General features: G+C 59.3%; 27 protein-coding genes. 13 read left to right on the top strand and 14 right to left on the bottom strand.

What is annotated here, in order from left to right; genetic code table 11:
• Position 1: 1 nt before the first annotated feature.
• Together ACR0NZ_RS09705 and ACR0NZ_RS09710 are read right to left on the bottom strand one after the other, a co-directional pair.
• A complete protein-coding gene (locus ACR0NZ_RS09705; RefSeq protein ID WP_480518535.1) occupies positions 2-2530 on the bottom strand; it encodes an ABC transporter permease in 2529 nt (842 codons plus the stop codon).
• On the bottom strand, positions 2527-3222 hold the full coding sequence (locus ACR0NZ_RS09710) for an ABC transporter ATP-binding protein (protein WP_480518537.1): 696 nt from the start codon (positions 3220-3222) through the stop codon (positions 2527-2529). The genes ACR0NZ_RS09705 and ACR0NZ_RS09710 overlap by 4 nt, the downstream gene beginning before the upstream one ends.
• Positions 3223-3287: 65 nt before the next feature.
• Here ACR0NZ_RS09710 and ACR0NZ_RS09715 point away from each other — a divergent pair, with 65 nt between their 5' ends.
• Entirely contained in the window at positions 3288-3914 is a 627-nt protein-coding gene (locus tag ACR0NZ_RS09715) for an arylesterase (RefSeq protein ID WP_480518539.1), read from the top strand.
• Positions 3915-3932: 18 nt separating this feature from the next.
• Here ACR0NZ_RS09715 and ACR0NZ_RS09720 read toward each other — a convergent pair whose 3' ends face one another.
• Together ACR0NZ_RS09720 and ACR0NZ_RS09725 are read right to left on the bottom strand one after the other, a co-directional pair.
• Complete coding sequence (locus tag ACR0NZ_RS09720) at positions 3933-4487, bottom strand: L,D-transpeptidase (RefSeq protein ID WP_480518541.1); 555 nt, start codon at positions 4485-4487, stop codon at positions 3933-3935.
• 169 nt (positions 4488-4656) lie between these two features.
• Positions 4657-4863, bottom strand: coding sequence for a cold-shock protein (locus tag ACR0NZ_RS09725; protein WP_209506380.1), 207 nt, complete (start codon positions 4861-4863; stop codon positions 4657-4659).
• 533 nt (positions 4864-5396) lie between these two features.
• On the opposite strand from ACR0NZ_RS09725, the gene ACR0NZ_RS09730 reads away from it, so the two are divergent.
• Entirely contained in the window at positions 5397-5834 is a 438-nt protein-coding gene (locus tag ACR0NZ_RS09730; protein ID WP_480518543.1) for a hypothetical protein, read from the top strand.
• 134 nt (positions 5835-5968) lie between these two features.
• Positions 5969-6373 carry an REP-associated tyrosine transposase gene (locus ACR0NZ_RS09735; RefSeq protein WP_480518545.1) on the top strand — a complete coding sequence of 135 codons (405 nt, stop codon included), beginning with the start codon at positions 5969-5971 and terminating at the stop codon, positions 6371-6373.
• A gap of 88 nt (positions 6374-6461) precedes the next feature.
• Here the strand turns inward: ACR0NZ_RS09735 and ACR0NZ_RS09740 are convergent, their stop codons facing one another.
• From ACR0NZ_RS09740 to ettA, 3 genes are all read right to left on the bottom strand, one after another.
• Positions 6462-6905: a hypothetical protein gene (locus ACR0NZ_RS09740; protein WP_480518547.1), complete on the bottom strand. Its 444-nt coding sequence runs from the start codon at positions 6903-6905 to the stop codon at positions 6462-6464.
• A 109-nt stretch (positions 6906-7014) separates the two neighbouring features.
• Positions 7015-7554: a hypothetical protein gene (locus tag ACR0NZ_RS09745; protein ID WP_480518549.1), complete on the bottom strand. Its 540-nt coding sequence runs from the start codon at positions 7552-7554 to the stop codon at positions 7015-7017.
• 52 nt (positions 7555-7606) lie between these two features.
• Positions 7607-9274, bottom strand: coding sequence for an energy-dependent translational throttle protein EttA (gene ettA, locus ACR0NZ_RS09750; protein ID WP_480518551.1), 1668 nt, complete (start codon positions 9272-9274; stop codon positions 7607-7609).
• Between the two features lie 137 nt (positions 9275-9411).
• Between ettA and ACR0NZ_RS09755 the strand changes: the two genes are divergently transcribed.
• The 3 genes from ACR0NZ_RS09755 to dacB all read left to right on the top strand — a co-directional run bounded on the left by ACR0NZ_RS09755 (position 9412) and on the right by dacB (position 12080).
• Positions 9412-9882, top strand: coding sequence for an MOSC domain-containing protein (locus ACR0NZ_RS09755; RefSeq protein WP_480518553.1), 471 nt, complete (start codon positions 9412-9414; stop codon positions 9880-9882).
• 32 nt (positions 9883-9914) lie between these two features.
• On the top strand, positions 9915-10535 hold the full coding sequence (locus tag ACR0NZ_RS09760; RefSeq protein WP_480518555.1) for a nicotinate-nucleotide adenylyltransferase: 621 nt from the start codon (positions 9915-9917) through the stop codon (positions 10533-10535).
• A gap of 66 nt (positions 10536-10601) precedes the next feature.
• Complete coding sequence (gene dacB, locus ACR0NZ_RS09765) at positions 10602-12080, top strand: D-alanyl-D-alanine carboxypeptidase/D-alanyl-D-alanine endopeptidase (RefSeq protein WP_480518557.1); 1479 nt, start codon at positions 10602-10604, stop codon at positions 12078-12080.
• Between the two features lie 26 nt (positions 12081-12106).
• Here the strand turns inward: dacB and ACR0NZ_RS09770 are convergent, their stop codons facing one another.
• From ACR0NZ_RS09770 to ACR0NZ_RS09780, 3 genes are all read right to left on the bottom strand, one after another.
• Positions 12107-12529: a tellurite resistance TerB family protein gene (locus ACR0NZ_RS09770; RefSeq protein WP_480518559.1), complete on the bottom strand. Its 423-nt coding sequence runs from the start codon at positions 12527-12529 to the stop codon at positions 12107-12109.
• Between the two features lie 102 nt (positions 12530-12631).
• The gene (locus tag ACR0NZ_RS09775) at positions 12632-13006 is read right to left on the bottom strand and encodes an EamA family transporter (RefSeq protein ID WP_480475244.1); all 375 of its coding nucleotides are present in this window, start codon (positions 13004-13006) and stop codon (positions 12632-12634) included.
• A complete protein-coding gene (locus ACR0NZ_RS09780; protein WP_480518561.1) occupies positions 13003-13740 on the bottom strand; it encodes a class I SAM-dependent methyltransferase in 738 nt (245 codons plus the stop codon). The genes ACR0NZ_RS09775 and ACR0NZ_RS09780 overlap by 4 nt, the downstream gene beginning before the upstream one ends.
• A 390-nt stretch (positions 13741-14130) precedes the next feature.
• Here ACR0NZ_RS09780 and ACR0NZ_RS09785 point away from each other — a divergent pair, with 390 nt between their 5' ends.
• The 6 genes from ACR0NZ_RS09785 to ACR0NZ_RS09810 all read left to right on the top strand — a co-directional run bounded on the left by ACR0NZ_RS09785 (position 14131) and on the right by ACR0NZ_RS09810 (position 20082).
• The gene (locus tag ACR0NZ_RS09785; protein WP_480475248.1) at positions 14131-15705 is read left to right on the top strand and encodes a lysine--tRNA ligase; all 1575 of its coding nucleotides are present in this window, start codon (positions 14131-14133) and stop codon (positions 15703-15705) included.
• Between the two features lie 48 nt (positions 15706-15753).
• Complete coding sequence (locus tag ACR0NZ_RS09790) at positions 15754-16155, top strand: DUF4864 domain-containing protein (protein WP_480518563.1); 402 nt, start codon at positions 15754-15756, stop codon at positions 16153-16155.
• A 138-nt stretch (positions 16156-16293) separates the two neighbouring features.
• The gene (locus ACR0NZ_RS09795; protein ID WP_480518565.1) at positions 16294-18582 is read left to right on the top strand and encodes a glycosyl hydrolase family 28-related protein; all 2289 of its coding nucleotides are present in this window, start codon (positions 16294-16296) and stop codon (positions 18580-18582) included.
• A 140-nt stretch (positions 18583-18722) separates the two neighbouring features.
• Positions 18723-19049 carry an antibiotic biosynthesis monooxygenase family protein gene (locus tag ACR0NZ_RS09800; RefSeq protein WP_480475254.1) on the top strand — a complete coding sequence of 109 codons (327 nt, stop codon included), beginning with the start codon at positions 18723-18725 and terminating at the stop codon, positions 19047-19049.
• A 64-nt stretch (positions 19050-19113) separates the two neighbouring features.
• The gene (locus ACR0NZ_RS09805) at positions 19114-19521 is read left to right on the top strand and encodes a universal stress protein (RefSeq protein WP_480475256.1); all 408 of its coding nucleotides are present in this window, start codon (positions 19114-19116) and stop codon (positions 19519-19521) included.
• Positions 19522-19653: 132 nt separating this feature from the next.
• Positions 19654-20082, top strand: coding sequence for an excalibur calcium-binding domain-containing protein (locus ACR0NZ_RS09810; RefSeq protein ID WP_480518567.1), 429 nt, complete (start codon positions 19654-19656; stop codon positions 20080-20082).
• A 15-nt stretch (positions 20083-20097) separates the two neighbouring features.
• On the opposite strand, the gene ACR0NZ_RS09815 is transcribed toward ACR0NZ_RS09810, so the two are convergent.
• Together ACR0NZ_RS09815 and ACR0NZ_RS09820 are read right to left on the bottom strand one after the other, a co-directional pair.
• Positions 20098-20805, bottom strand: coding sequence for an ORF6N domain-containing protein (locus ACR0NZ_RS09815; RefSeq protein ID WP_480475260.1), 708 nt, complete (start codon positions 20803-20805; stop codon positions 20098-20100).
• Between the two features lie 110 nt (positions 20806-20915).
• A complete protein-coding gene (locus ACR0NZ_RS09820; RefSeq protein WP_480518569.1) occupies positions 20916-21707 on the bottom strand; it encodes a formate/nitrite transporter family protein in 792 nt (263 codons plus the stop codon).
• A gap of 256 nt (positions 21708-21963) precedes the next feature.
• On the opposite strand from ACR0NZ_RS09820, the gene ACR0NZ_RS09825 reads away from it, so the two are divergent.
• Entirely contained in the window at positions 21964-22254 is a 291-nt protein-coding gene (locus ACR0NZ_RS09825; RefSeq protein ID WP_209507883.1) for an antibiotic biosynthesis monooxygenase family protein, read from the top strand.
• 286 nt (positions 22255-22540) lie between these two features.
• Here the strand turns inward: ACR0NZ_RS09825 and ACR0NZ_RS09830 are convergent, their stop codons facing one another.
• Both ACR0NZ_RS09830 and uvrB read right to left on the bottom strand, forming a co-directional pair.
• Positions 22541-23071, bottom strand: a complete 531-nt coding sequence (locus ACR0NZ_RS09830; protein WP_480518571.1) for a hypothetical protein — start codon at positions 23069-23071, stop codon at positions 22541-22543.
• Between the two features lie 2 nt (positions 23072-23073).
• Complete coding sequence (gene uvrB / locus ACR0NZ_RS09835) at positions 23074-25260, bottom strand: excinuclease ABC subunit UvrB (protein WP_480518573.1); 2187 nt, start codon at positions 25258-25260, stop codon at positions 23074-23076.
• Between the last annotated feature and the right edge of the window lie 92 nt (positions 25261-25352).

The raw sequence follows: 25352 nt of genomic DNA on the forward strand, positions 1-25352 counted from the left end.
CTTAGTCGCTGGCCCGCAAAATTCGGGCTGGCCGGGCAGAGAGAGGGCGCAGTGCGAAGGCAAATCCTGCGCAGAGCGTGACGCCGACACCGGCCAGAACAATGCCAATGGCCGAAGACCAGATCACGGTAAAACCTGTGTCGAAGATATAGGTGGCCACAGCCCAGCCGCCCAGGATGCCAACCAGCAAGGCGACGCAACCCGCCGCGGCACCCAGCAGGACCGAGCGCAGTCCAAAACTGCGCAGGATGCGGCCACGGTCAGCCCCCAGCGTCTTGAGGATTGCCGCCTCGTATCTGCGAGCGGGTTCACCGGCGGCTGCCGCACCGATCAGAACCAGAAATCCGGTCAACAAAGACACGCCAGCGCCATACGAGGTAGCAGCGGCGATCCCTGCCAATAGGCCCGAAACACGGTCAATGGCGTCGCGCACACGGATGGCCGTGATGTTGGGGAACTGGCCCGCAAGATCTCGCAGAATAGCGGCCTCGGCCTGTTCTTCTGCATATACCGTCGCAATAAAGCTATGTGGTGCGCCCGCCAGCGCCGACGGGTTCATCGACATGACAAAACCCATACCCGCTGTGGAAAAATCCACCTCTCGGGTTGAGGTCAGCTCTGCGGTGATATCCCGCCCCAGGATGTTGACAGTTATCTGATCGCCGAGTTTCAGACCCATCTCTCCGGCTTCTTCGGCTGCAAAGCTGATCTGTGGTGCGCCAGAATAATCCTCGGCCCACCATTCCCCCGCTGTCACCCGTGCATTTGCCGGGGGTCGGGCTGAATAGGTGACGCCGCGATCTCCCTCCAGTACCCAATGATCTCCGGCTGCCTCGCGCGCGGGGCGGCCGTTTATCTGAGTGATGATCCCTCGCAGCATTGGTGCGCTTTCAATGCGGCTGACAGCAGGATCGGTTTGCAGCCGTTCGGTAAAACCGGGCATCTGGTCTTTTTGAATATCGACAAAGAAGTATGAAGGCGCCACTTCCGGCAGATTGCCGGAGATCGCATTGCGCAGCGTTCCGTCAATCTGCCCAACCGCCGCCAGCACTGACAAACCCAGGCCAAGCGACAAAACCACCGACCCCGCGCCTTCACGCGGATCAGAGATGGCGGACAAGGCCCATCGCAGGGCAGGGCGGCCCCGCGCCAATGGTGTTCCGGCCCGTGCCAGTTTGCGAATGGCATAGGCTGCGAGCGCCAGCAGGATCAGTGCGCCCGCAAGTCCGCCACTGGTCCACAGGGTTAGGCGAGTAGAGCCGCTGAACCAGGACGCAATCACGATCAGGGAGGCCAATCCAAACCCGGTTGCCACGACGTAAGTTGCGCGTGGGATGGGACGAGCCGCACTCAGCGCATCGCGAAACAGAGTTGCGGCGCGCACATCTTCGGTTCTGGCCAGCGGCCAGAGCGTGAACAGAAATGCTGTCAGCAGGCCATAAAGTGCGGCCTCGATCAGCGGTTGCGGATACAGAGAAAACACTGCTGGAACCGGCAATCGGTTTTCCAGCAGCGGCGCCAGCAAAAGCGGAGCCATCCCGCCCAGTAGCAGTCCAATTACAATGCCAGTCAGGGACAGCACCCCGATCTGAATCATGTAAGTTTGAAAAATGGTGGAGCGATCCGCGCCCAATGTCCGCAATGTCGCAATGGTTTCCGTTTTCTGGCTCAGATAGGCCCGTACGGCGGCGGACACACCGATGCCACCGACGGCAAGCCCCGACAACCCGACAAGGACCAGAAAGGCACTCAGGCGGTTGACGAATTCCGATATGCCCGGCGCGCCGTTACGCGCGTCGCTCCAGCGCATCCCCGAGCCTTCAAGCGCCGCGCTGGCACGTGCGGCCACCTCCGACAGGTTCGCGTCTTGGGGCAAGGTCAGCCGGTACCTGGTCGAAAAAAGCGTTCCGGGCTCCAGCAGGCCAGATGCCTGCAACGCTTCGGTACGCACCATTGTACGAGGCCCCAAGGCAAAACCAGCCGCGGCGCTGTCGGGTTCATTCCGAAGTTCGGCCATCAGAATGAACTCTTGCGTGCCTAACGCGAAGTGATCACCGACCGACAAACCAAGCCGGTCGATCAGAACAGGTTCCATAACGGCACCGGGTAATCCGGACCTGCCGTTCAGGGCGTCGTCCAGCGTGATGTCCGGCTCCAACTTAACCGATCCGACCAGCGGGTAAGTCTTATCTACGGATTTGACCTGGGTCAGTGCACGTTCGGGTCCAGCCGCTCGGGGCACAACCGCCATCGAACGGAAATCGACAATCTCGGACACCTGCTCGGATGCCTGTCGCATCCAGAGGCGCTCGGCCTCAGTGGCAAAACGATAGGTGAACTCAAGCTCGGCATCGCCGCCCAGCAGGGATGCGCCTTCGCGGGTCAGCCCGGTTTGAATCGCCTGACGCACCGATCCGACGGCGGCGATGGCTGCGACGCCCAACGCCAGACAGGCCAGAAAGATGCGAAACCCGCGCAGGCCCCCGCGCAGCTCTCGACGGGCCAGCCGCGCGGCTAGCCGAAGGCTCATTCTGCGGCCTCCTGCCGGGTCTCGTCGGCAATCCTGCCGTCGCGCAGCCGGATCACCCGGTCACATCGTTCAGCCAGTGAACGGCTGTGCGTCACAAGAACCAGCGTCGCTTCATATTTACGCCGAAGCCCGAACAGCAGATCAACGATCGCGGCACCGTTTGTCTCATCCAGATTCCCGGTCGGTTCGTCCGCCAGCAAGATCTTGGGGCGTGGTGCCGATGCACGCGCCAGGGCAACTCGTTGCTGCTCGCCGCCCGACAATTGCGCCGGGTAATGATCGCGACGATGGGATAAGCCCACGGCATTCAGTTCCGTCTCGGCCCGGTCGAACGCATCTATGTGTCCCGCCAGTTCCAGCGGTGTCGCCACGTTTTCCAACGCGGTCATCGTTGGTATCAGGTGGAAATTCTGAAACACGACGCCCATGTTGTCGCGCCGAAACCGCGCCAGAGCGTCCTCGTCCATGCTTGTCAAATTCTGATCCAAGGCCAAGATTTGACCGCTTGTTGCCTGTTCCAACCCACCCATCAGCATCAACAGCGACGATTTTCCCGACCCCGATGGCCCGATCAGCCCCAGCGTTTCCCCCCTGTTCACGGTCAACGTGATGTCATGCAAAATATCGACCCGCCCGGCATTGCCATCCAGCGATAAAGCGGCATTCTGAAGAGCGAGAACAGCAGGCGTCATGGGTCTTCCCGATAAAGGAGCGGTTTTTGGGATATGGAGTGATCACCGTATTGCGCAAGGTTTTGATGGCAAGTCCATTTGTGTTCTGCGGTTTTGCGGCCACAGCCGATCAGGTGGTGATCGCAGCCCTTGGGGACTCGCTGACGCAAGGCTACGGGCTGGTGGAGGAGAACGGGTTTGTTCCCCAGCTTGACCGTTGGTTGCAGGCGAAGGGCGAAGATGTTCGCGTTATCAACGCAGGCGTTTCGGGCGATACAACGGCGGGTGGCGCTGTGCGGGTAGAATGGACCCTGACACCCGATGTGGACGGACTGATCGTTGCCTTAGGCGGGAATGACGTGTTGCGCGGGATCGATCCTGCAGTTTCGCAAGCCAATCTGCGCAAGATACTTCAGGTTGCACGCGATACAAAGGTTCCTGTCTTGTTGATCGGAATGCAGGCGCCGGGCAACTACGGCGCTGAATACAAGCAGGCGTTCGATGGCATTTACCCTGCACTGGCGCAGGAGTTTGAAGTTCTGTTTTTCAGCAGTTTCTTTGAAGGGCTTGCAGCGGAGGGTGACCCCGCAGCCGTATCGCAATTCATGCAATCGGACGGCATTCATCCAAATGCGGCCGGGGTGGCGAAGATCGTCGAAGCGCTGGGCCCCTCTGTGTTGCAACTTGTGACGCAGGCGGGCGGGGAAGGTTAGCCATTCCCGCGATAGCGATCAGACGACCGTGACAACCGTTCCGATAGGGACCCGGTTATACAGATCGATGACATGTTCATTCAGCATCCGAATACACCCGTTTGACACCGCCCTGCCTATGGTTTGTGGCTGGGTCGTGCCATGGATTCGGAAATAGGTATCGACACCGTTCTGGAACAAATACATCGCACGCGCGCCGAGGGGGTTATCCCCACCTCCCGGCTGGACATAGTCATTGTCCTTGAATTTTGCATAGGCCACCGGATCGCGCTGGATCATCTCTTGGGTCGGGCGCCAGGTCGGCCATTCCTTTTTCACATCGATAGTAGCGGTGCCGGTGAATTCCAGACCTGCCTTGCCGACACCGCAGCCATAGCGGATCGCTTTGCGTGGTTCGGTGACATAGTAAAGATAGAATGAACGGGGGGCGACCAGCAGCTGCCCGGGCAGGAACTGCTTTTTGATGCGCACGAATTGCGGTGTCGGATCATACTCGACCGCTTTCTTGGCGCTGGCGATGCCCGGCAGCAGCGTGGCCGCTGTTCCGGCCAGAAAAACTCGGCGTGTATACATCGAAACCCTCATCAATTGACCAATGAAACCCAAGAACCAGTTTCATCATGATATGTTATTTGGTCAATTCTGGGGCAAGCATCACGCATCCGTGATGTGATCAATCGGCCACCTGAAACGGCAGCGGTTGAACAAAAGGGTGAGGAATTTCTCTCACCCTTTCAAGAGCTTATGCAAGCTGGATGTTGTCGGCGCTCTCGCGGCCGTCACGACCCGAACGCAGTTCGTACGTGACTTTCTGGTTGTCGGCCAGACCGGTCAGGCCCGAGCGTTCGACGGACGAGATGTGGACGAAGATGTCCTTGCCGCCATCTTCGGGCGCAATAAAGCCGTAGCCTTTAGTGGTGTTGAACCATTTTACGGTGCCTGCTGGCATTTCCGTGTCTCCTGTTTGGTGCTGCCCACGGAGTTGCGGCAGCCTGGCGTCGTATGTCTGTATCGATAGACTGAGCGCCGTAGAAGGAGACAGTAGGTCGAAATAGAAAAACGTTAGCACCCTGCATATGGCATTGAGGTAAGCCTGTGGCAAGAGTGGTTTGTACGGATTGTACTAGTGCCAGAGGGCAGATAGCTTGATTTGTACAAGAATCCGCTGATGGGTTTCAGGCTGATTTTGGCGATGTTTGACAGCATTCTGGGTGCTCTGGTCACCCTGTCTGTTGACGCGCGCGACGGCAGTGAAAAACCCGGATCCACACTTTCCCGGTCGGCCATGCCGAGCGGTCGCCACGTGCCACGCCTGCGCGGGAGGGTGACACTTTTTCGTCGCAGGCACGTGTTCAGGACCAGTGTCATTCTGACCGGTTCAGCGTGGGTTCCCCTCACAACTGACGGTTTTTATTCATAAATCGCTATGTTTGAAAAATTTGCGATCTGGTGCTATACTGCGTGGCAGCTGTGGGGGCGGATATGAAAGCTGTTTATACGATAACCTTGTTGTGCTGGGCAGGAGCCGCGCAGGCCCTGACTGTTCCATATGGGACAGAGGGTTTTATGCCGACCGCGCGTGAAGGCGGGCTCAAACTCTACAACATGTTCGAATTTGAACACGAGCTGAAGGCTCCGGTCTTCGCGAAAGAGAACCCGCGCCGTAATGAAAGACGTCGTCGTCTTGTCGAGCTTGGTGGACCCAAGCATTTGCCCGAGATACTGACTGAACGGACAGAGGTCGTGGAGGAATCCGGGCCTGAGTTCTGCGAGCTGTGGTGCAATGAGCCCGGGTCCGAAGAAACGCCGGTGGACGTGAACGTCTCGGCCGTGCCGCTTCCGGCCAGTTGGCTGCTGCTGCTTGGTGCGCTGACGGGGCTGTTCGGTGTCGGACGGCTGCGTGGCAACCGGTTCGGGTAAGCGCCGCGTCTGCAACCATCCTTGAATGCTGTGATATGGGACACCGGGGGTCGGTGGAGCATGCGACCTGCGGCAGTTGCCTGCAAAGGCGCGTGTTAACCACTTGGTAGTCATACCTGCGCCACCTTGCGCGCATGAGTGATTATCGCCGCGTCCGCATTCCCGGTGCCAGATATTTCTTCACGGTGTCGCTGGCCGACCGGTCATCGGACCTGTTGATCCGCGTGGCCGTACATCTGCGCGCGGTATTTGCCGAAACGCAGCGGGAGCGCCCGTGCTGGTGTGATGCGTTTGTGGTGTTGCCCGATCATCTGCACGCGGTGTGGACCTTGCCGCCGGGCGATGCGGATTATTACACGCGGCGGGGAGCGATCAAGGCGCGGTTCACCATGGGCGTGAACAAGGCAAACCGTAGGCCGGGCTTCAGCCCGGCACCCGAGCTCACGCATCTACCTGTTGTGACCTCTGGCAGATATGCCGGGCTGAAGCCCGGCCTGCGGGCAAGGGGTGATGGGTGCAAGCACCCATCCTACGCTTGATCCAAAGTGCGTTCTGGTTTGACTCTGAAAAACCCTTCCAAAGGCTTGCCTTCCAGTTGCCTGACCAACTTCCGTTTTCTGACACTCCTCAATTTAGTTCCAGTTTGTCTCGGCACGCTGTTTCCATTGACCACCCACCGTCGAATGGTTCACCTTCGAAACGAATTGCGGTACCCGCCCAGTCTATGTTGATTCCACCGAACTCAGCTTTGGCGCAATGGTTTGCTGTTAGTATATTCGCGAGCAAGTGAACCACTGGCTCTGGAAGCTCTTCTACCCCAATGGTTAATGAGAAAATTTGTTTAGACGGAGGCGAGCCGAAGATTGCACCAAAGCGCTTCCCGAGTACTTCACCCCAATACAAATTCGGATCGTCCCCGTCGAACTCGCTGTTATTAATAGTCAGGGATTCGAACACCGCAGTCGCGTCGACTTGCCCGTCGGGAAGTGCTGGAACGAGAATTGTTTCGGCCTGTCCCGACGATCCAAGAATGGCTGAGATGAACACTGTCGCAATTATCTTTGAGAACAAAGAAAAACTCCTGATTTTGCGTTTCTTTCGCCTGTGGGTGTTTCGAGTGGTGCCGGGCTGAAGCCCGGCCTACCAGTTGGCGTGAAGGGAGCGAGCACTCAACTTAAGCTTACTTGTTTTCTAGGTATTCCCCACATGTGTCTCCAATTCTGCGATGGTTCGCATTTAGATTTCCTTGGCGATAAAAATCCTCAACCAAGCCCGCTGCAAAGCACGAAATAAATGCACCCTTTTGAGCCTGCTCTGTCGAAAACCCGTCTTCTACCAACTTGTTTTGCAATCTTGAAACGGACACAATGTAAACGTCAGAATTTAACGTATCGCCATAGACACGGCTTGGTATTTCATAAAAATGTGCATCAAACATCGACAAAACAGTTTGGAATGAAGTGTAGAGTTTTGCCGGAACAAAATCGATATCTTCTCGATTTTCTATGAAAACGACAATCACATCAGACTTTTCTGGATCCACCCATTTGTCTGTGAAATCGAATTTTCCCTGCTCGCTATCGTGCTTATGCAAGAAATGAATGAAATCCGCTGGCGCGGCAAAGGTAGTAACCTTCTTTGGAGTCTCAGCCAATGCATTACCTGCACCGCAAACCAGGAAAGCAGAAATCTGGACACAACGCGCCGCAAGTCTAATCATTAACAAGACATCTCCATCTCTGCTTTTTCAGCCATACGGTCCCCATCCAGTCTCACCGCGCAAACTTCTTATGCTTCAGCCGCTTGGGCTCCAGCGCGTCTGGTCCCAACCGCCGCTTCTTATCCTCTTCGTAATCCTCGAAGTTACCCTCGAACCATTCCACATGGGCATCGCCCTCGAAGGCCAGAATATGCGTGCAAATCCGGTCGAGGAAGAAGCGGTCGTGTGAGATGACGACGGCGCAGCCGGCGAAATCGACCAGCGCGTCTTCCAGTGCGCGCAGGGTTTCGACGTCGAGGTCGTTTGTGGGTTCGTCGAGCAGCAGGACGTTGCCGCCCTCTTTCAACAGGCGGGCCATGTGGACGCGGTTACGCTCACCGCCAGAGAGCAGCGAGACCTTTTTCTGCTGGTCGCCGCCCTTGAAGTTGAAGGACGAGCAATAGGCGCGGGAATTGACCTGCGCGTCACCCAGCTGAATGATCTCGGCACCGCCGGTGATCGCCTCCCACACGGTGTCGTTGTCTTTCAGGTCGTCGCGGGACTGGTCGACATAAGACAGCTCGACCGTGTCGCCCAGCGTGATGGTGCCGCTGTCGGGCTGTTCCTGACCGGTGAGCATCTTGAACAGCGTCGATTTACCGGCACCGTTGGGGCCGATGACGCCGACGATGCCGCCGGGGGGCAGGGCGAAGTCCAGCCCTTCGATCAGTTGCTTGTCGCCCATGTGCTTCGACAGGCCCTCGACCTCGATCACCTTGCCGCCAAGGCGCTGGCCGTTGGGGATGACGATCTGGGCGCGGGTCAGCTTTTCGCGTTCGGACTGTTCGGCCAGCTCGTTATAGGCGTTGATCCGGGCCTTGGACTTGGCCTGACGGGCCTTTTGGCCCTGACGCATCCATTCCAGTTCGCGTTGCAGGGTCTTCTGCTTGGACTTGTCCTCGCGGGCTTCCTGCTCCAGCCGTTTGGCCTTTTGTTCCAGCCATGCGGAGTAGTTGCCCTCGTACGGAATGCCGCGACCCCGGTCGAGTTCGAGGATCCAGCCGGTGATGTCATCGAGGAAATAACGGTCGTGGGTGACGATCAGGATGGTGCCCTTGTAGTCGATCAGGTGCTGTTGCAACCAGGCGATGGTCTCGGCGTCGAGGTGGTTGGTCGGTTCGTCGAGCAGCAGCATGTCGGGCGCTTCGAGCAGCAGCTTGCAGAGCGCCACGCGGCGTTTTTCACCGCCCGAAAGGTTGGCGATGTTGGCGTCGTCCGGCGGGCAGCGCAGTGCCTCCATCGACACGTCGATCTGGCTGTCGAGGTCCCAGAGGTTCTCGGCGTCGATCGCGTCCTGCAGGGTGGTCATTTCCTCCATCAACTCGTCCGAGTAATTCTCGGCGATCTCCATGGCAATCTCGTTGAAGCGGTCAACCTTGGCCTTTTTCGCGGCCACGCCCAGCATGACGTTTTCACGGACCGACAGGGATTCATCCAGCTGCGGTTCCTGCGGCAGGTAACCGACCTTGGCACCTTGGGCGGCCCAGGCCTCACCGGTGAAGTCGGTGTCGAGCCCGGCCATGATCTTCATCAGCGTCGATTTACCCGCGCCGTTGACGCCGACAACACCGATTTTCACGCCGGGCAGAAAGCTCAGGTGGATGTTTTCAAAGCACTTCTTGCCACCGGGATAGGTCTTGGAGACACCCTGCATGTGGTAGACATATTGATAGGCGGCCATGTCGCGTCCTCTGGGTCGGGAAATTGGGTTGAAACGCTGGATATCCGAGCGGGGCGGGCGGGGCAAGCTGGTGGTTTTGTGAATTTCGTCCCGTATCTGCATGGGCTAGGTTTGCCGGGCTGTATGAGGGGCATGAAGTGGTGGAACTGGCGGAACTGATATCAGGCTGGGCGCAACCGGGGCGGGTGGAGTGGATTGGCCTGCGGCCCGAGCGGCGGGTTGGGGTGGAGGTGGTGAGGGAGGCGGTGGTCTCAGCCGATGGGCTGGAAGGTGACCGGGGCCGTGCGGGTAAGCGGGCGGTTTCTTTGATCCAGCGGGAGCATCTGGCGGCCATTGGCTCTTATCTGGGGCAAGGACCGGTCGCGCCCGAAATCCTGCGGCGCAATCTGGTGGTTTCGGGGATCAATCTGGCCGCGCTCAAGGGGCGTGAGGTGCAGGTGGGTGAGGCGGTTTTGCGCTTTACCGTGATCTGTGCGCCATGCAGCCGGATGGAAGAGGCGCTGGGCAAGGGCGGCTATTCTGCCGTGCGGGGGCATGGGGGATGGTGCGCCGAAGTTGTCAGGCCGGGGCGGGTTGCGCTGGGCGACGCCGTGCAACCGATTGATTGACAACGCGGCCCGGTTCTGGCCATCAGCAGGTTATGGAGCGGTACGACATCCCTTACGCGCGGCCCGGGCAGGTCGTTGGGTTGTTCGGCGGGTCATTCGATCCGCCGCATCAGGGCCATGTGCATGTGACGCGTGAGGCGATGAAGGCCTTTGGGTTGGATCGGGCGTGGTGGCTGGTGTCACCCGGCAATCCGTTGAAAGAGCGGGGGCCTGCGCCGATCGCGCGGCGCATGGCGGCGGCGCGGCGGGTGATGCAGCATCCGAAGGTCGACGTGACGGATATCGAGGCGCTGGTCGGCACGCGGGCAACGGCGGACACTCTGACAGCGCTCAGGCGGCTTTACCCGCAGGTGCGGTTTGTCTGGCTGATGGGCGCGGACAATCTGGCGCAGTTTCATCGCTGGAAAGACTGGCGGCTGATCATGGACACTGTGCCGGTGGGCGTGGTGGCGCGGCCGGGTGAGCGGATCTCGGCCCGGATGTCACCTGCGGCGCGGGTTTATGCGAAGTACCGGATTGACGGGCAGGCGCGGCACCTTTTGGGGCAGGCGCAGGCTCCGGCCTGGTGTTTCGTGAACGTGCCGATGATCGATGTCAGTTCGACCGAACTCCGGACACGCGGCGAATGGGGCGCAGAAGTGTTGCCGGAATAGCCCCAACGGGCGCATAATCTAACACGGTGGTTGTGTGCTTTTGATCTGTGGGATTTTAATTCGGCTATGGCTGGTCGTTTTTCACGTCGTTTGTTTCTGGGGGGATTAGGGGCGTCCCTGATCCCGGCAGCGGGCCTTGCGCAGGCGCCGCTTGTATCGCTTAGGCCGCAGGCGCGCGGGGTCATATTAAGCGGTGCCGAGCGATTGGTGGCCGCAGCAGGCCTGAAGGGCGAGGTTGTGTTTGCGGTTGCGGATGTGGCGACCGGGGCGCAGCTGGAAGTGTTTGGCGAGGGCGCAAGTCTGCCCCCGGCCAGCGTCGGAAAGGCAATGACCGCGCTTTATGCGCTGGACGTTCTGGGGCCGGAACACCGGTTCGAGACCCGTCTGGTGGCGGATGGCCGGATCGAGAAGGGCGTTTTGCACGGCGATTTGATTCTGGTTGGGGGCGGCGACCCGCTGCTGGATACGGATGCGCTGGCTACGATGGCGGCCAATTTGCGCGAGGCCGGGATTATCGAAGTGCGCGGCGCGTTCAGGGTTTACGACGGGGCGTTGCCTTATGTGTTCAGCATCGATCCCGAGCAGCCGGATCATGTGGGCTATAGCCCGGCCGTCAGCGGCATTTCCCTGAACTTCAATCGCGTCCATTTCGAATGGAAACGCGCAGGGAGTGGCTATGACATAACCATGGATGCCCGCAGCGAGCGTTATGTGCCTGCGGTGGATGTCTCGGCCATGCGGGTCGAGGATCGTAGCCTGCCGATCTATACCTATCAGGCAAGCGCGCGGCAGGATCGCTGGACCGTGGCCAAGGGCGCGCTGGGCAATGGCGGGGCCCGCTGGTTGCCGGTGCGCAAGCCCGCTTTGTACGCGGGCGATGTATTTCGCACCTTGGCGCGGTCGAACGGGATCGTTTTGAAGCGCGTTCAGGTGACACGCCAGAGCGTGCAGGGTGTCGATCTTGTGGTGCATCGCAGCGACAGTTTGGATCGTGTCCTGCGCGGGATGCTGAAATACTCGACCAACCTGACGGCCGAGATGGTCGGGCTGGCCGCGACCAGGGCGCGCGGTGTTAACCCGCACACCCTGGCGGATTCGGCAGCCGAGATGAACCGGTGGGCCGCCAGTCGTTTCGGCGTGACAGGAATCGCCATGGTCGATCATTCGGGTCTGAGCGATGCCTCGCGCATGGTACCGGAGGATTTGGTTGCGGCCCTTGTCGCAACACAGAAGTCGGGGATGTTGCGGCCCTTGATGAAACCTTTTGCACTGACCGACCGGAACGGGCGGCCCGTCAAGAATCACCCGATCAAGGTTGATGCCAAGACAGGGACATTGAACTTTGTATCCGGGTTGGGCGGTTTCCTGACGACTGCGGACGGGGTCGATCTGGCCTTTGCGATATTCACCGCCGACGTGGACCATCGCGCAACGATCCCACGCGCGCAGCGTGAGCGCCCGGACGGTGCACGCAGCTGGAACAGCAGATCGCGAAAATTGCAGCGCGCTTTGCTGGAGCGCTGGGGGTCACTTTATGGAAGCTGAAACCTGAAACCCGCCTGAAGCGGGCGTCAGACGGTATGGCGCGCCCTGGCCCCGCGCTCGATCGCGGCCGCGTGCAGGCGGTCGATGTTCAGCTCGTACCGGATTTCTTCCAGCAGGCGCAGTTCGGATTCGGCCAGCGTTCCGTCAGCGGCAGCGACGTCACAGGCCAGAGCATAGGCCGTTTCGTTCAAGCGTTCGGGCAGGTTGTCCCGGATCAGGCCAAACAGCGCATCCAGCCCGTCTTCCTGTTCGAACAGGTCAAACACGATCTGCGACACGTGGCGCATCCGGTCGATGTCGTACCCGGCGAAGACCGGCAACATGTTCACGGCGACCTCGATCTTGACCAGCTCGGCAGTTCGGATGTTTTCGTCGGAGGCCGAGATCGCAACCATGATCGCCACAAGGCAATCCTGTGGGGACATCGGGTGGGGAACTTGCTCGGTCATTCGGTGTATCCTGCTTGGGGTTCGTCAATGGCGCAGGATAGAAGGGGGGCAGGGCAGGTTCAACATCTTGTTTTGCCCCAACTGTGCGGCAGGTTGAACCGGTCAGGTGTTCATAATCGCCATACCGCTGAGCAAAAGGCCCGCCCCGATCCAATAGCGCAGCCCCAGCGTTTCCCCGAAGAACAGCCACGAGGCGAGGGGGACCAAGACAAAGCTGAGGGCCATGAACGGATAGGCCTGCGACAGCGGCACATGCCTGAGGACGTAAATCCAGAGTATCGTTGCAGTGCCGTAAATCGCCAGCGCGACGAGCAAGAAAGGGTCGAGCAGGGTATGCAACAGCCCCATCGCACCGGTCGCGGTGCGACCCTCGATCCGCCCGCCAGCGAGTTTGAACAATACCTGTCCGACCGAAATCATGACAGGTGTCAGAAGCAGCCCGGTCCAGACCAGTGCTGTGGGTGCGGTTGCGCTCATGCAGCCTGATCCTTGAGGGGCTTTCCGGTGGATTCCTCGGCCGGTCGATCCTCGCAGTAATAGATGTCACGCCCGATATCCTCGCAGGTGTGAAGGCTGGGGCTGGGATGCACGGCGCGCAGAAAGCTGTGGGTGTAGGGAAAGAAATTGAAATGCGGGTTGAAGCTGTAGCGATATTCCCGTTCGCGCGGGACCACGATGATAACCCGCTTGCGCGCGACCCGGCGCAATTCAGCGATGGCACGGCGGTAATCCAGCAGATGTTCGATCACATGGGTGCAGATGACCGTGTCGAAACTGTTATCCTCAAAAGGCAGGTCTTCGATCCGGGCGGCAACATATCTGATGTTTTCGATGGCTTCAGCGTCATCGATAACGAAATCGACACCGGTCATGGCCGTGATGTCCAGGCGCAGGGCGCGGATGCGTTGCAGCAGAGCCCCGGTGCCGCAGCCGACGTCGCAGATGCTGTTGCCAACAATGTCGCTGGCGATCCGGTCAATGCAGGCGTCGGAATTGTCAGTACCATCATGCACGCGCGGGTGTTCCCGGTAGAGCGTTTCGTATTCTTCGTCCGTCAGAAAAGGCGCGCGTTCGCGGAACGCTGCCAGCCGGGTAATGTGTTCCCCCCAGACACGGCGCGCAAGCCAGTGAAAAGCGGCGCTGTCGCGAAGGATCGGCGGGACGATATCCTCGAGCACAAAGCGGATTAGGTTGCTGGTTTCGCGTCGCATCTAGTTTCCTTTGGTCCCGGGGAGGTTTCCCGGCGTCTTTCTATCGTAGCACCGCAGTGCAAACACGTGAAATATCCGGGTCAGGTCAAAGCCTGTCGCCCGTGTCTTTTATGTTTCGCGCGCCAAACCCATCTTATGAGTGTGGCTGGAGTAAGGCTTGCGGATGGAAAAACCGGTACGGGATTGCGGACGCTCCTGGCGTGGATCAGAGGCTGAGGGCGGGCAGTACAGTCATTTAGCGGCAAAACCCCGTGACAAGGCGGTTTTCCACGGGTTCCGGGCAGTTAAAACACGGGTGCTTTATTGACTCATGCTGCACTGGCACAATAGGAGGAGCCGGTCGGGTTGCGTGGTGCAGCCGCGACCGTTTCCCCAATGGAGCACATTGAAATGTCTGAACTGCGCGAAACCGCGATGTCGTCCAAGGCCTGGCCCTTTGAAGAGGCGCGCCGGTTGCTTAAACGCTATCAGAAAGGTGCTCCGGAAAAGGGGTATGTGCTGTTTGAAACCGGATACGGCCCGTCGGGCCTGCCGCATATCGGCACGTTCGGCGAGGTGGCGCGGACCACGATGGTCAAGCGCGCCTTTGAAGCGCTGTCGGATATCCCGACCAAGCTGATCTGTTTTTCGGACGATCTGGACGGGATGCGCAAGGTTCCCAGCAACGTGCCGAACCCCGAGGCGCTGGAAGAGCATTTGCAGCGCCCGCTGACCTCGGTTCCTGATCCGTTTGGCGAATTTGACAGCTTTGGCGAACACAACAACGCGATGTTGCGCCGGTTCCTTGATACCTTCGGGTTCGAATACGAGTTCTACTCGGCACGCGACTTTTATCGCTCGGGCCAGTTCGACGAGATTCTGAAGCGTGCGGTTGAACGCTACGACGACGTGATGGCCATCATGTTGAAAAGCCTGCGGGAAGAACGCCAGCAGACCTATTCGATCTTCCTGCCGATCCACCCGGAAACCGGGCGGGTTCTGTATGTGCCGATGAAAAAGGTCTGCGCCGAAACCTATACCGTTACCTTCGATGATGAAGACGGCAAGGAATGGACCGTTCCCGTCACCGGCGGCAACGTGAAGCTGCAATGGAAGCCGGATTTCGGGGCGCGCTGGGCGGCACTGGGCGTTGATTTCGAGATGTACGGCAAGGAACACGCGACCAACGAAAAGATCTATGACGGGATCTGCCGGGCCTTGGGTGGCCGCGCGCCCGAGCATTTCAGCTATGAGCTGTTTCTGGATGAGAACGGACAGAAGATTTCGAAATCGTCGGGCAATGGTGTGTCGATTGACGAATGGCTGACCTATGCGCCGACCGAGTCGCTGGCTTATTTCATGTACCAGAAGCCCAAGACGGCCAAGCGGATGCATTTCGACGTGATCCCGAAAGCCTATGATGAGTATCATCAGCAGCTGCGCGCCTATCCGGGGCAGGACCTGAAGGCCCAGTTGAACAACCCGGTCTGGCATATTCACGGCGGCGACGTGCCGGAATCGACCCTGATCGTTCCCTTTGCGATGCTGCTGAATCTGGCATCGGTTTCCGGTGCCGAAGACAAGGAGGCGCTGTGGGGCTTTATTCGCCGCTATGCGCCCGAGGCAACGGCAGAGAGCCATCCCGATCTGGACAAGGCTGCTGGTTTCGCCGTGCGGTACTTCAACGATTTCGTCAAGCCGACGCGCAAGCATCGCGCGCCGACGGATCAGGAGCGCGAGGCGCTGGAAGCGCTGAAAGCGGCGCTTGAGGCGTATGATGGCCCGACCGAGGATGAAGCGTTGCAATCGGTGGTCTATGCCATCGGCCGCGAGCGGTTTGATCCGATGAAAGGATGGTTCTCGGCGCTTTATGAGGTACTGCTGGGGGCCTCGCAAGGGCCGCGCTTCGGGGGCTTTATCGCGCTTTACGGCGTGCCCGAGACCATCGCGCTGATCGACAAGGCACTGGCCGGAGAGCTGGTCTGATTTGACCTGAACCGGCATGGGGCTATTCTTGGCACAGGAGGTGGCCCCATGCGTCGACTACTGCTTGCATTATCCCTGAGCGCCGGGCTGGCGTCGGGCGCATTTGCGCAGAGTGCCGAGATCGAGGCCAATATCGCGGCGCAGATACAGGCCTTCCGGGCGGATGACTTTGCGACCGCCTTCACCTTTGCCAGCCCCAGCATCCGGCGTCTGTTCCGAAACCCTGACAATTTCGGCGCGATGGTGCGCAATGGCTATCCCATGGTCTGGCGTCCTGCTGATGTGCGTTTTCTGGAACTGCGCGAGGTTGATGGCGCGCTGTGGCAGAAGGTGATGATTACGGACGGTAACGGGCGGGTGCATCTTCTGGACTATCAGATGATCCCGCTGACGGAAGGCTGGAAGATCAACGGGGTGCAACTGTTGGGTGCCGCTGACCCTGCGGCCTGAGGCAACACCACCGTCACGGTGATATGAGCCGTGATTAATTCCTTTTCGATATCCAGACTGTCGCGTTCGGGGCGGACCTGAACACGGGGTTTGAACGCGTCGCCGGATTTGCGCGACGCGATTGGGAAAGGGTTTTCAATGAACAAGGCAATCACCGACGGCATCGTGTTCATGCCGCCTCAATTCGCGAATGGTCTGACGGTTTGGTCTGCGGGGGACGGAACACCCGGATCGCCCACATATGGCGGGTCCGGCACCGGGGTATTTGTTCCGGCGGATGCGGATTTTGCCGGTTGTCTTGAAATCCTGAAGGTCAACACAACGCAGCAATTGCGTTACATGGGGCAGACGCCGATCCTGCCCGGTTGCTATTTGCAGATCAAAGCCCGGGTCAAGGCGATCAGTGGCCCGTTGCCGTCGGTGCGCATTGCAGCTTGGGCCGGTGGCGCGGGTGATGTGCACGTAGCAGGTGTTGTGGAGCAGGGGCCGGCCACCCAGCTGTCGGGCTATGGCACGGTACACGAGATCACCGCGATTGTCGGCACCGGCCAGCGCCCGGGCGTGGACATGCCCTGGGGGCTGGCCGCCCTTTACGGGCATTTCGGCCTGGATATCGAAGGGGCCAACGGCGCGCTGGTGCGCGTCGATGATCTTGAGATCACCGATGTCACCGGGTTCTTTCTGCGCGAGATGATCAGCCTGGTCGATGTTCGCGACTTTGGTGCCGTTGGTGACGGTGTGACGGATGACTCGGTTGCGTTTGAGGCGGCGGATCAGGCCGCCGGTGGCCGCCGGGTCTTTGTTCCGCAGGGCACCTATCACCTTGCGGAGAACACCAGCATCGATGCGGAGATTGAATTCGAAGGCACCGTCACCATGCCGGATGACAAGATGCTGTTGCTGACCAAGGATTTCCATCTGCCCGCATATATCGATGCGTTCGGAGATGAGGAGCTGGCCTTCAAGAAGGCGTTTCAGGCGCTGCTGAACAATTCGGGCCACGATTCGCTGGATCTGGGCGGGCGCAAGATTTCCGTTTCCGCGCCGATCGACATGGCCGCTGCGGTTCCCAACAAGCAAAGCGGCTTTTCCACGCGGCGCGTGATCCGCAACGGGCAGTTCGATGTCAAAAGCGGAACCGCCTGGGACACAGAAACCTTCACCTCTGTCGCCACCTATGACCCCCTGGACAAGACACGTCTGACCAACGTCGCCAATGTGGCCAATATTCCTGTGGGATCGCTGGTTGAGGGCAGTGGTGTCGGGCGTGAGGTTTACGTGCGCTCGAAAAACATAGGCGCCGGTGAGATAACCCTCAGCGCGCCGATCTATGACGCCGCCGGTACCCAGACCTTTACTTTTCAGTCGTTCAAATACCTGCTGGATTTCAGCGGTTTCGATACGTTGCGGAAGTTCGGCATGGAACAGATCGAGTTTCAGTGCAACAGCCGGTGCAGCGGTATTCGTCTGGCGGCTTCGGGCAGTACGTTTTCGCTGAAAGACTGTTTTATCAGTCGCCCGAAGGATCGGGGCCTGACCTCGACCGCGACGGGGTGCAAGGGACTGCTGATCGACAATTGCCAGTTCCTGTCCTCAGAAGAGGCGCTCGACGTGACGGACCGGAACTCCATCGGGCTGAACACCAACTCGAACGATGTGAAGCTGCGTCACAATCAGGCGGTGCGGTTCAAGCATTTTGCCGTTCTGGGCGGTGGCACCAATTTGGTTCTGGGCAACCATTTCTTTCAGGGCGACGGCATCCCGCAGGGGGTCCGTACCGCGGGGCTGATCATGATCGGTACCTACAACACCTCGACCATTGCCGAGAACTATGTCGACAACTGCTTTATCGAATGGACCAATGAACGGGATGCGGCACCCACCTATACCAGCGGGTTTTCGTTCAGTTCGATGAGCATCACGGATAATATCTTTTTCTCGAGCGATGCACCGGCCTGGTTCAGTTATATCATCATCCGTCCCTATGGCGCTGGCCATTACCTGAATGGCGTGACGGTGACCGGCAACAAGTTCCGCGCCACCAGCGGTTCGATCGATCGGGCGGAACGGGTCGATACATCTTTTGCCGATCTGGACAATAACAGGCATTCGAACGTGACCTACGAGAACAATACCTATCACGGGATTGCCAAGAGATCATCGAACCCGCTGCGCGTCCGCAGCCAGCAGAACTCGGTCGCGAATGTCTGGTCAGTTTCGGCAAACGGGGAATTGCCATTTGGCGGCAAGGCGCGCGGCTGCGATGGGGTCACTGCCATCGGGTCGCTGACCGGGGTGTTCAACAACCTTGTCTATTCGGTCCCTCATGTTTTGACCGAACAGGGGGCCAGTGGTGACAGTCTTATTCTGCGCTGGCCGGATCACCTGAAAGGCGAAGTCTCGGTCACGATGCGCATGGAGCGTTGAAACAGCGGCTGGTCGCCCATACCGGGTGGCCAGCCGCCTGACAAACGGGCGCAGAAAAGCGCGGATTGGCGCAGCGGCAAGGAAATAGGCGACGTTTCAATCTGATGTGCTAGGCTTGGGGAAAGAAATGGAGAATCCCGATGCCGAAAATCGCCAAAAACGCCAGTGTTCAGACAGTTATCACCACGTTTGAAATGACGCCCGGCACCTGTCAGGACCTTTTGGAGGCGCTGACCGACGCCTATTCCGAGTTCATCTCGAAGCAGCCCGGCTTTGTTTCTGCCGGGCTTCATGTGAATGATGCGCAAACCCGGATTGCCAACTATTCGCAATGGCAACGCCGCGAGGATTTCCTGGCCATGCTGCGGACCGCCGAGATGCGCGACCGCAACCGCAAGATCAACGAGCTGTGCAAGAGCTTTGAGCCGGTCATGTATGACGTTGCAGAGACATTTGGCTCTACCTGACCTGAATCAAAGCCTGCCGTGCATGTCTGTTTCAAAGTAAGCCTGCAAAACGGAGGCGCATGCTATGTATCACAACATTCTCGTTCCGATCTCTTTCGATGCTGAAAGAGACACGTCCGGGCCGTTGAAACTGGCCCGGGTTCTGGCCACGCCGGACGCGCAGGTCACATTGCTGCATGTGGTTGAGCATATTCCAAATTATGCAATCTCGTACATGCCGTCCGAATATCTGACCGAGGCCCGAAAGGCGATTCAGTCGGAGCTTGATACGCTGGCGTCGCAATTGCCGAATGCCACGGGCGTCGTGATCGAAGGGCATTCCGGCCGGACCATTCTGGACTGGGCCGAGGCGCATCACCCGGACCTGATCATCGTGGCCTCGCACCGGCCGGGGATGCAGGATCTGCTGCTGGGATCCACCGCGTCCCATATTGTGCGCCACGCCCCTTGCGCGGTGCATGTGGTCCGGTGACGGTCGGACATCACTGACAGTAAGCCGCGTTGTGCCTGTGCGGGCGGCGGTTTCGGGCCGGGCCAGATTTTTTGAACCCGGTGGAACTGTGTTGCCTCGGCTTTGCCACATATTGCCCTTATGGGTCTGGGCATGTTGTTCAAGAAACCAACGCAGGAAGCACCTGACCTGAACCCGCGCTCGGCCAAACGACACCAGCGTGCCGAGGCGGCGCGGCGGCAGGCGCTGTCCCCGCTGAGGATACTGGTCATGGTTCTGCTGCTGCCGCTGACGACCGCGCTGATTGCCACGGGCGTCTTTCTGCGCACCTCGGGCTATGAGCGGGACGAGGCGGTGATCCACCTGTTCGCGCTGGCGGGATGTGATGCGACGCAGGCCATGGGGATCGGGCCGTTCCGCGCAGGACAGCCGGGTTATCATGAGCGCAACGATCCGGATGGTGACGGGGTGGCCTGCGGGTATGCCGAGCTGGAGCTGCCACGTGCGACCAGCGTGCAGGCGCAGGACCAGCCGAAGCCGCGCGAACGGTCGGTGGGAAGCGCCAAGTTCGTGCGCCCCTGAATTCGGGGGAAGGGTCTAGCCTTTCATCGCCTGTAGCAGTTCCAACAACCCTTTGCGGTCGTCGTCACTGGCATAATCGCCGGTGGCCAGCCGTTCGGCGATACGCAGACGCAGGCGTTCCTGTTGGGTGCGGACCTCTTCCCCGGCGGTTTCGGCCAGCGTCTTCATGATCACCGCCACGGCCTGTTGGCGTTTGGTAGTGGGGTTGGCGATATAATCGACAAGGCTCTGCTGCCCGGAATCGAGGATGTTTTCGGCCAGTTCGCGCAGTTGGTCGCCATTGGGCAGCAGCGGGGCAGGGGCCTGTTCGGGGGGCAGGATTTCCGGCACGCTGCGCGGGGTCTCGGCCAGGGCGTTCGCGCCATCGACAAAGGCTTCGGTGATCATCCGCGTGATCTTGATCGCGCGCGGGTCCTTGAACAGGGCCGAGGCGATGGCCACGCCGTAATCGGTATAGACCCACGGATTGACCCGCCGCCCGCCGCGGCCTTTGGGTTTTGAAATCACATTCTGTGATTGCAAATCGGCAACCTCGGCATCGGAAAGCTGAAAGCGGTAGCCTTCGAACAGGTTGGTGTTGCGCGAGACGGCCTGATTGAAGGCACTGACGGATTTTCCGTAGAACTGCGCCAGATCCTCGGCCAGCACCACGCGGGTGCCGCGCACCCTGTGAATGGCACTTTGGACCTCATGCGAGCTGGGCAGGTTTTTCGGGTTCGTCATGGCAGCCGTTTGGAATCACAATTTGTGATTTCAAACGTGGAGGAGGGTGGAGCGGGGTGCAAGGGTGGAGTGTGGGGATATCCCTGCCCTAAACCTGATAAACCGCGTGCTCAGCCGGGCGTATTGCGCAGATAGGCAAAGCGATAGGCAAGCGCGACGCCGCCTGCGCCGCCGACAATATTGCCGATCGTGACCCAGAAGAGGTTACCCATGGCCGCGCCAAAACCGAGGTCGGCACCCGCAAGCGCGCCCTGCGGCAGCAGGTACATATTGGCGACGGAATGCTCGAGCCCCAACAGGACAAATGCTGCAATGGGCCAGAGTACCGCCATGACCTTGCCCACCACCGATCTGGCCGCGAAGCTCAGCCAGACGGCAAGGCAGACCAGCGCGTTGCACAGAACGCCGCGCGTAAAGGCTTGGGTGGCCGAGAGGTCGGCCTTGCCATTTGCGATTGCTGATGCGGTGGCCCCCATGGGCCCGTCCAGCAAACCGGTTGCAGCGAAGGCCAGAGCCAGCGCGATAGACCCGACCAAATTCCCGAGATACACGAGGCCCCAGTTGCGCAGCAGGGCGCGCGGCGAGATTTTCCGGTCCACCGCCGCGATAGTCATCAGGGCATTTCCAGTGAACAGCTCGGCCCCGCCGACGACCACAAGGATCAGGCCCAGCGAGAACACGACCCCACCCAGAAACCGGGCCGGTCCAAACCCCGGGTCAACGCCGGTCATGACCATGGTATAGGCGGCCCCGCCGAAGCCGATGAACACGCCCGCGAGTATCGCCAGAGTCAGTGTCTGGCTGACCGTGAGATGTGCCTTGGCAACACCGGCGGTTTCAACCAGCTCGGCGATCTGGGCGGGTTTGTAGGCGTCAATTCCGGTTGGGTTCTGTGTTTGCATGGGACCCACTTTGCCGACGCATTTGCGTTTCGACATTGATTGGGATCAAGCATCCATCGGTGCAAAAACAACCGCACTGGGGGCGAGGCTGCAACCCTGAAGGGACAGCCGCCCGGATGCAGTGCGGTGTATGGTTGAAAATCGGCGCAAATCGCCGGTATCAATGCGAGATTTCGGACTGCCGTGCTAGAGTACGCGCGGCGGGGCCGTTCCGGCCGTGTTACATGGCAATTTTGCCAGACGACGGAGGAAAGTGATGTTTGCACGAATTACCCAATACAAAATGAAGCCCGGTACGCGCGAGGCGGCGACGGCGAAGATGAATGAATTGAAATCCGACATCATGGGTATGCCCGGCATGCACAGTTTTACCAATGTGATGAACGAGGATGGTTCGGGCTATGTGATTTCGGTGGTCGAAAGCGAGGCGACCTCGAACGCGAATGCGCCCAAAGTGGCCGAGCTGTGGGGCCATTTCGCCGAATTCATGGAAGGCCCGCCGACGCCGGTTGGGTACGACGTGATTGCCCATTGGGATAAGGGGTAACGGTTCGGGCGGGGGTTCCCGCCCTTCTCTTTACAAAAGAACCTTCGCCACATCTTCGGCCAGCACCACGCGGGTGCCGCGCACCCGGTGAATGGCGTTTTGGACCTCATGCGCGCTGGGCAGGGCGTTGGGGTTCGTCATGGCAACCGTTTGGAATCACAATTTGTGATTTCAAACGTGGAGGAGGAGGCGCTGGGCTGCAAGGGTGGAGTGTGGGGTGGAGTTTCCAGTTCACACTTTGGAGGCATCCAGCCGCTCTATCAGGTAAAATCCCATCCCATGCGAACTAAATACCGCCGCCGCAATCAGGTGCAGTCCGATAGCTGGCCTCGTTTTCAGCAACAGCATTGGCGTCAAACTGTAAAATAATATCTCTTAGAAAAGGTGGATGGCACGAGATATCTCTTGCATAAAACTGCCTTCGATCAATCGCAATTATGGAGAACCGTTTTTCGGCTTCTTTAAATTTGATCGAGACGTTGATAATAAACGGATTTTCACCAGCTTCAGGCGCAAATTCATCGCCCAAACCCAGTTGCTCGACTATCCCTAGTGCGGCTGCCTCTTCGAACTCATCCACAAAAATCACGAGCATATCGAAGTCAGACAACTTGTCTGATTTATAGTTGAAATCAATTTCACCTAGATCACTTAATTCCAAGACTTGCCTTAAGAGCACACCGGACATTCCCTCGGCGAGCACCCTCAAAGGTCGCCCCAGTTCGGTCGATCGGTTTTCAGTTTCGGAAATCGCTGGCCCACTTGGCAAAGTCACAAGGACGCTCGAGAACGCAAGCAATATGAACTTTTTAAGCATAGCTATCGTTTTCTCCGCTTCACATTCCCACCCCTTTGCCCCGGCCTTCCAGCCGTTGACCGCCCACGCGATTTCACTGCATCCTCAGACGCTTTCTCGACCGCCCATTGGCGGGCCATAGGGTCGTCGGCGATGGCCAGATCGACCGCTTCCAGGCGTTTGATTTCATCGCGGATGTTGGCGGCCTCTTCAAACTCCAGGTTCTCGGCGGCTTTTCGCATCTGGTCGCGCAGCCCGTTCAGATGCGCCTCGAGGTTGGCGCCATGCATCGGTTTGTCGATGGTGGCGGTGACGCGGTTCATGTCCACGTCGCCCGCATACAGCCCGGCCAGAACATCCTCGACATTCTTTTTCACTGTCGCGGGCGTGATGCCGTGTTCCAGGTTATAGGCCATCTGCTTGGCGCGGCGGCGGTCGGTTTCGGCCAGCGCGCGTTCCATCGAACCGGTGATCTTGTCGGCATACATAATCACCCGGCCATCGGCGTTGCGCGCGGCGCGGCCGATGGTCTGAACCAGCGAGGTCTCGGACCGCAGAAAGCCTTCCTTGTCGGCGTCCAGAATGGCGACCAGCCCGCATTCGGGAATGTCGAGCCCTTCACGCAGCAGGTTGATGCCGACCAGCACGTCGAACGCGCCCAGACGCAGGTCGCGCAGAATCTCGATGCGTTCCAGCGTGTCGATATCGGAATGCATGTAGCGCACCTTGATGCCCTGTTCGTGCAGGTATTCGGTCAGATCCTCGGCCATGCGTTTGGTCAGCGTTGTGACCAATGTGCGATAGCCATCGGCGGCGACCTTGCGCACCTCGTCCAGCAGGTCGTCGACCTGCATCGACACGGGGCGGATTTCGACCTGCGGGTCCAGCAGGCCGGTGGGGCGGATCACCTGTTCGGTGAAGACGCCGCCGGTCTGGTCCAGCTCCCACGCGGCGGGGGTGGCCGAGACAAAGACGGATTGCGGGCGCATGGCATCCCATTCCTCGAACTTCAAAGGCCGGTTGTCCATGCAGGACGGCAGGCGGAACCCGTGTTCGGCCAGCGTGAACTTGCGCCGGTAGTCGCCCCGGTACATGCCGCCGATCTGCGGCACGCTGACATGGGATTCGTCGGCAAAGACGATGGCGTTGTCGGGGATGAATTCGAACAGGGTCGGGGGCGGCTCGCCCGGTGCGCGGCCGGTAAGATAGCGCGAATAGTTCTCGATCCCGTTGCAGACGCCGGTGGCCTCGAGCATTTCCAGATCGAAATTGGTGCGTTGTTCCAGCCGCTGCGCCTCGAGCAGTTTGCCTTCGCCGACCAGCTGGTCGAGGCGCATCCGCAGTTCTTTTTTGATCCCGATGATCGCCTGCTGCATCGTCGGTTTCGGCGTCACATAGTGGGAATTCGCATAGACCCGGATATGGTCCATCGTGTCGGTCTTTTCGCCGGTCAGCGGGTCGAATTCGGTGACCTGTTCCAGTTCCTCGCCGAAGAAGGACAGTTTCCAGGCGCGGTCTTCAAGGTGGGCGGGCCAGATTTCCAGACTGTCGCCCCGCACCCGGAACGAGCCGCGCTGAAACCCCTGATCGTTGCGGCGGTATTGCTGGGCCACCAGATCGGCCATCACCTGCCGCTGGTCGTATTCGTGACCGACCTTCAGATCCTGCGTCATCGCCCCGTAGGTTTCGACCGAACCGATACCGTAGATGCACGACACCGAGGCGACGATGATCACGTCATCGCGTTCCAGCAGCGCCCGCGTGGCCGAGTGGCGCATCCGGTCGATCTGTTCGTTGATCTGCGATTCTTTCTCGATGTAGGTGTCAGAGCGCGGCACATAAGCTTCGGGTTGGTAATAGTCGTAGTAGGACACGAAATATTCCACCGAGTTTTCGGGGAAGAAGCCCTTGAATTCACCGTATAGCTGCGCGGCGAGCGTTTTGTTGGGGGCCAGGATGATGGCGGGGCGCTGGGTTTCCTCGATCACCTTGGCCATGGTGAAGGTCTTGCCCGTTCCGGTCGCGCCCAGCAGCACCTGATCGCGTTCCCCTTCCAGCACGCCGCCCGCCAATTCCTTGATCGCCGTGGGCTGATCGCCCGCCGGATTGAATTCGGTATGCATCACGAATTGCCTGCCGCCTTCCAGTTTCAGGCGGGCGCGCACGTCTTCGGCGGTCAATTGGGTCTTGTCGGAATGGGCGTATGGCATAGGCAGGCTCCGGGCGTCAGGCCCTTACATTTGTTCTTATTTTGTCCAACTGCAAGGGCCGATCCGAATTCATTGCGCGCAATGCGGTCTGA

It is taken from the genome of Ruegeria sp. AE3, from assembly GCF_056542225.1.

Coding starts and splice junctions, on each gene's coding strand:
- ACR0NZ_RS09705 (WP_480518535.1), bottom strand. CDS start 2,530: ATGAGCCTTCGGCTAGCCGCGCGGCTGGCCCGTCGAGAGCTGCGCGGG.
- ACR0NZ_RS09710 (WP_480518537.1), bottom strand. CDS start 3,222: ATGACGCCTGCTGTTCTCGCTCTTCAGAATGCCGCTTTATCGCTGGAT.
- ACR0NZ_RS09715 (WP_480518539.1), top strand. CDS start 3,288: ATGGCAAGTCCATTTGTGTTCTGCGGTTTTGCGGCCACAGCCGATCAG.
- ACR0NZ_RS09720 (WP_480518541.1), bottom strand. CDS start 4,487: ATGTATACACGCCGAGTTTTTCTGGCCGGAACAGCGGCCACGCTGCTG.
- ACR0NZ_RS09725 (WP_209506380.1), bottom strand. CDS start 4,863: ATGCCAGCAGGCACCGTAAAATGGTTCAACACCACTAAAGGCTACGGC.
- ACR0NZ_RS09730 (WP_480518543.1), top strand. CDS start 5,397: ATGAAAGCTGTTTATACGATAACCTTGTTGTGCTGGGCAGGAGCCGCG.
- ACR0NZ_RS09735 (WP_480518545.1), top strand. CDS start 5,969: ATGAGTGATTATCGCCGCGTCCGCATTCCCGGTGCCAGATATTTCTTC.
- ACR0NZ_RS09745 (WP_480518549.1), bottom strand. CDS start 7,554: ATGATTAGACTTGCGGCGCGTTGTGTCCAGATTTCTGCTTTCCTGGTT.
- ettA (WP_480518551.1), bottom strand. CDS start 9,274: ATGGCCGCCTATCAATATGTCTACCACATGCAGGGTGTCTCCAAGACC.
- ACR0NZ_RS09760 (WP_480518555.1), top strand. CDS start 9,915: ATGGAGCGGTACGACATCCCTTACGCGCGGCCCGGGCAGGTCGTTGGG.
- dacB (WP_480518557.1), top strand. CDS start 10,602: ATGGCTGGTCGTTTTTCACGTCGTTTGTTTCTGGGGGGATTAGGGGCG.
- ACR0NZ_RS09770 (WP_480518559.1), bottom strand. CDS start 12,529: ATGACCGAGCAAGTTCCCCACCCGATGTCCCCACAGGATTGCCTTGTG.
- ACR0NZ_RS09775 (WP_480475244.1), bottom strand. CDS start 13,006: ATGAGCGCAACCGCACCCACAGCACTGGTCTGGACCGGGCTGCTTCTG.
- ACR0NZ_RS09780 (WP_480518561.1), bottom strand. CDS start 13,740: ATGCGACGCGAAACCAGCAACCTAATCCGCTTTGTGCTCGAGGATATC.
- ACR0NZ_RS09785 (WP_480475248.1), top strand. CDS start 14,131: ATGTCTGAACTGCGCGAAACCGCGATGTCGTCCAAGGCCTGGCCCTTT.
- ACR0NZ_RS09790 (WP_480518563.1), top strand. CDS start 15,754: ATGCGTCGACTACTGCTTGCATTATCCCTGAGCGCCGGGCTGGCGTCG.
- ACR0NZ_RS09795 (WP_480518565.1), top strand. CDS start 16,294: ATGAACAAGGCAATCACCGACGGCATCGTGTTCATGCCGCCTCAATTC.
- ACR0NZ_RS09800 (WP_480475254.1), top strand. CDS start 18,723: ATGCCGAAAATCGCCAAAAACGCCAGTGTTCAGACAGTTATCACCACG.
- ACR0NZ_RS09805 (WP_480475256.1), top strand. CDS start 19,114: ATGTATCACAACATTCTCGTTCCGATCTCTTTCGATGCTGAAAGAGAC.
- ACR0NZ_RS09810 (WP_480518567.1), top strand. CDS start 19,654: ATGTTGTTCAAGAAACCAACGCAGGAAGCACCTGACCTGAACCCGCGC.
- ACR0NZ_RS09815 (WP_480475260.1), bottom strand. CDS start 20,805: ATGACGAACCCGAAAAACCTGCCCAGCTCGCATGAGGTCCAAAGTGCC.
- ACR0NZ_RS09820 (WP_480518569.1), bottom strand. CDS start 21,707: ATGCAAACACAGAACCCAACCGGAATTGACGCCTACAAACCCGCCCAG.
- ACR0NZ_RS09825 (WP_209507883.1), top strand. CDS start 21,964: ATGTTTGCACGAATTACCCAATACAAAATGAAGCCCGGTACGCGCGAG.
- ACR0NZ_RS09830 (WP_480518571.1), bottom strand. CDS start 23,071: ATGCTTAAAAAGTTCATATTGCTTGCGTTCTCGAGCGTCCTTGTGACT.
- uvrB (WP_480518573.1), bottom strand. CDS start 25,260: ATGCCATACGCCCATTCCGACAAGACCCAATTGACCGCCGAAGACGTG.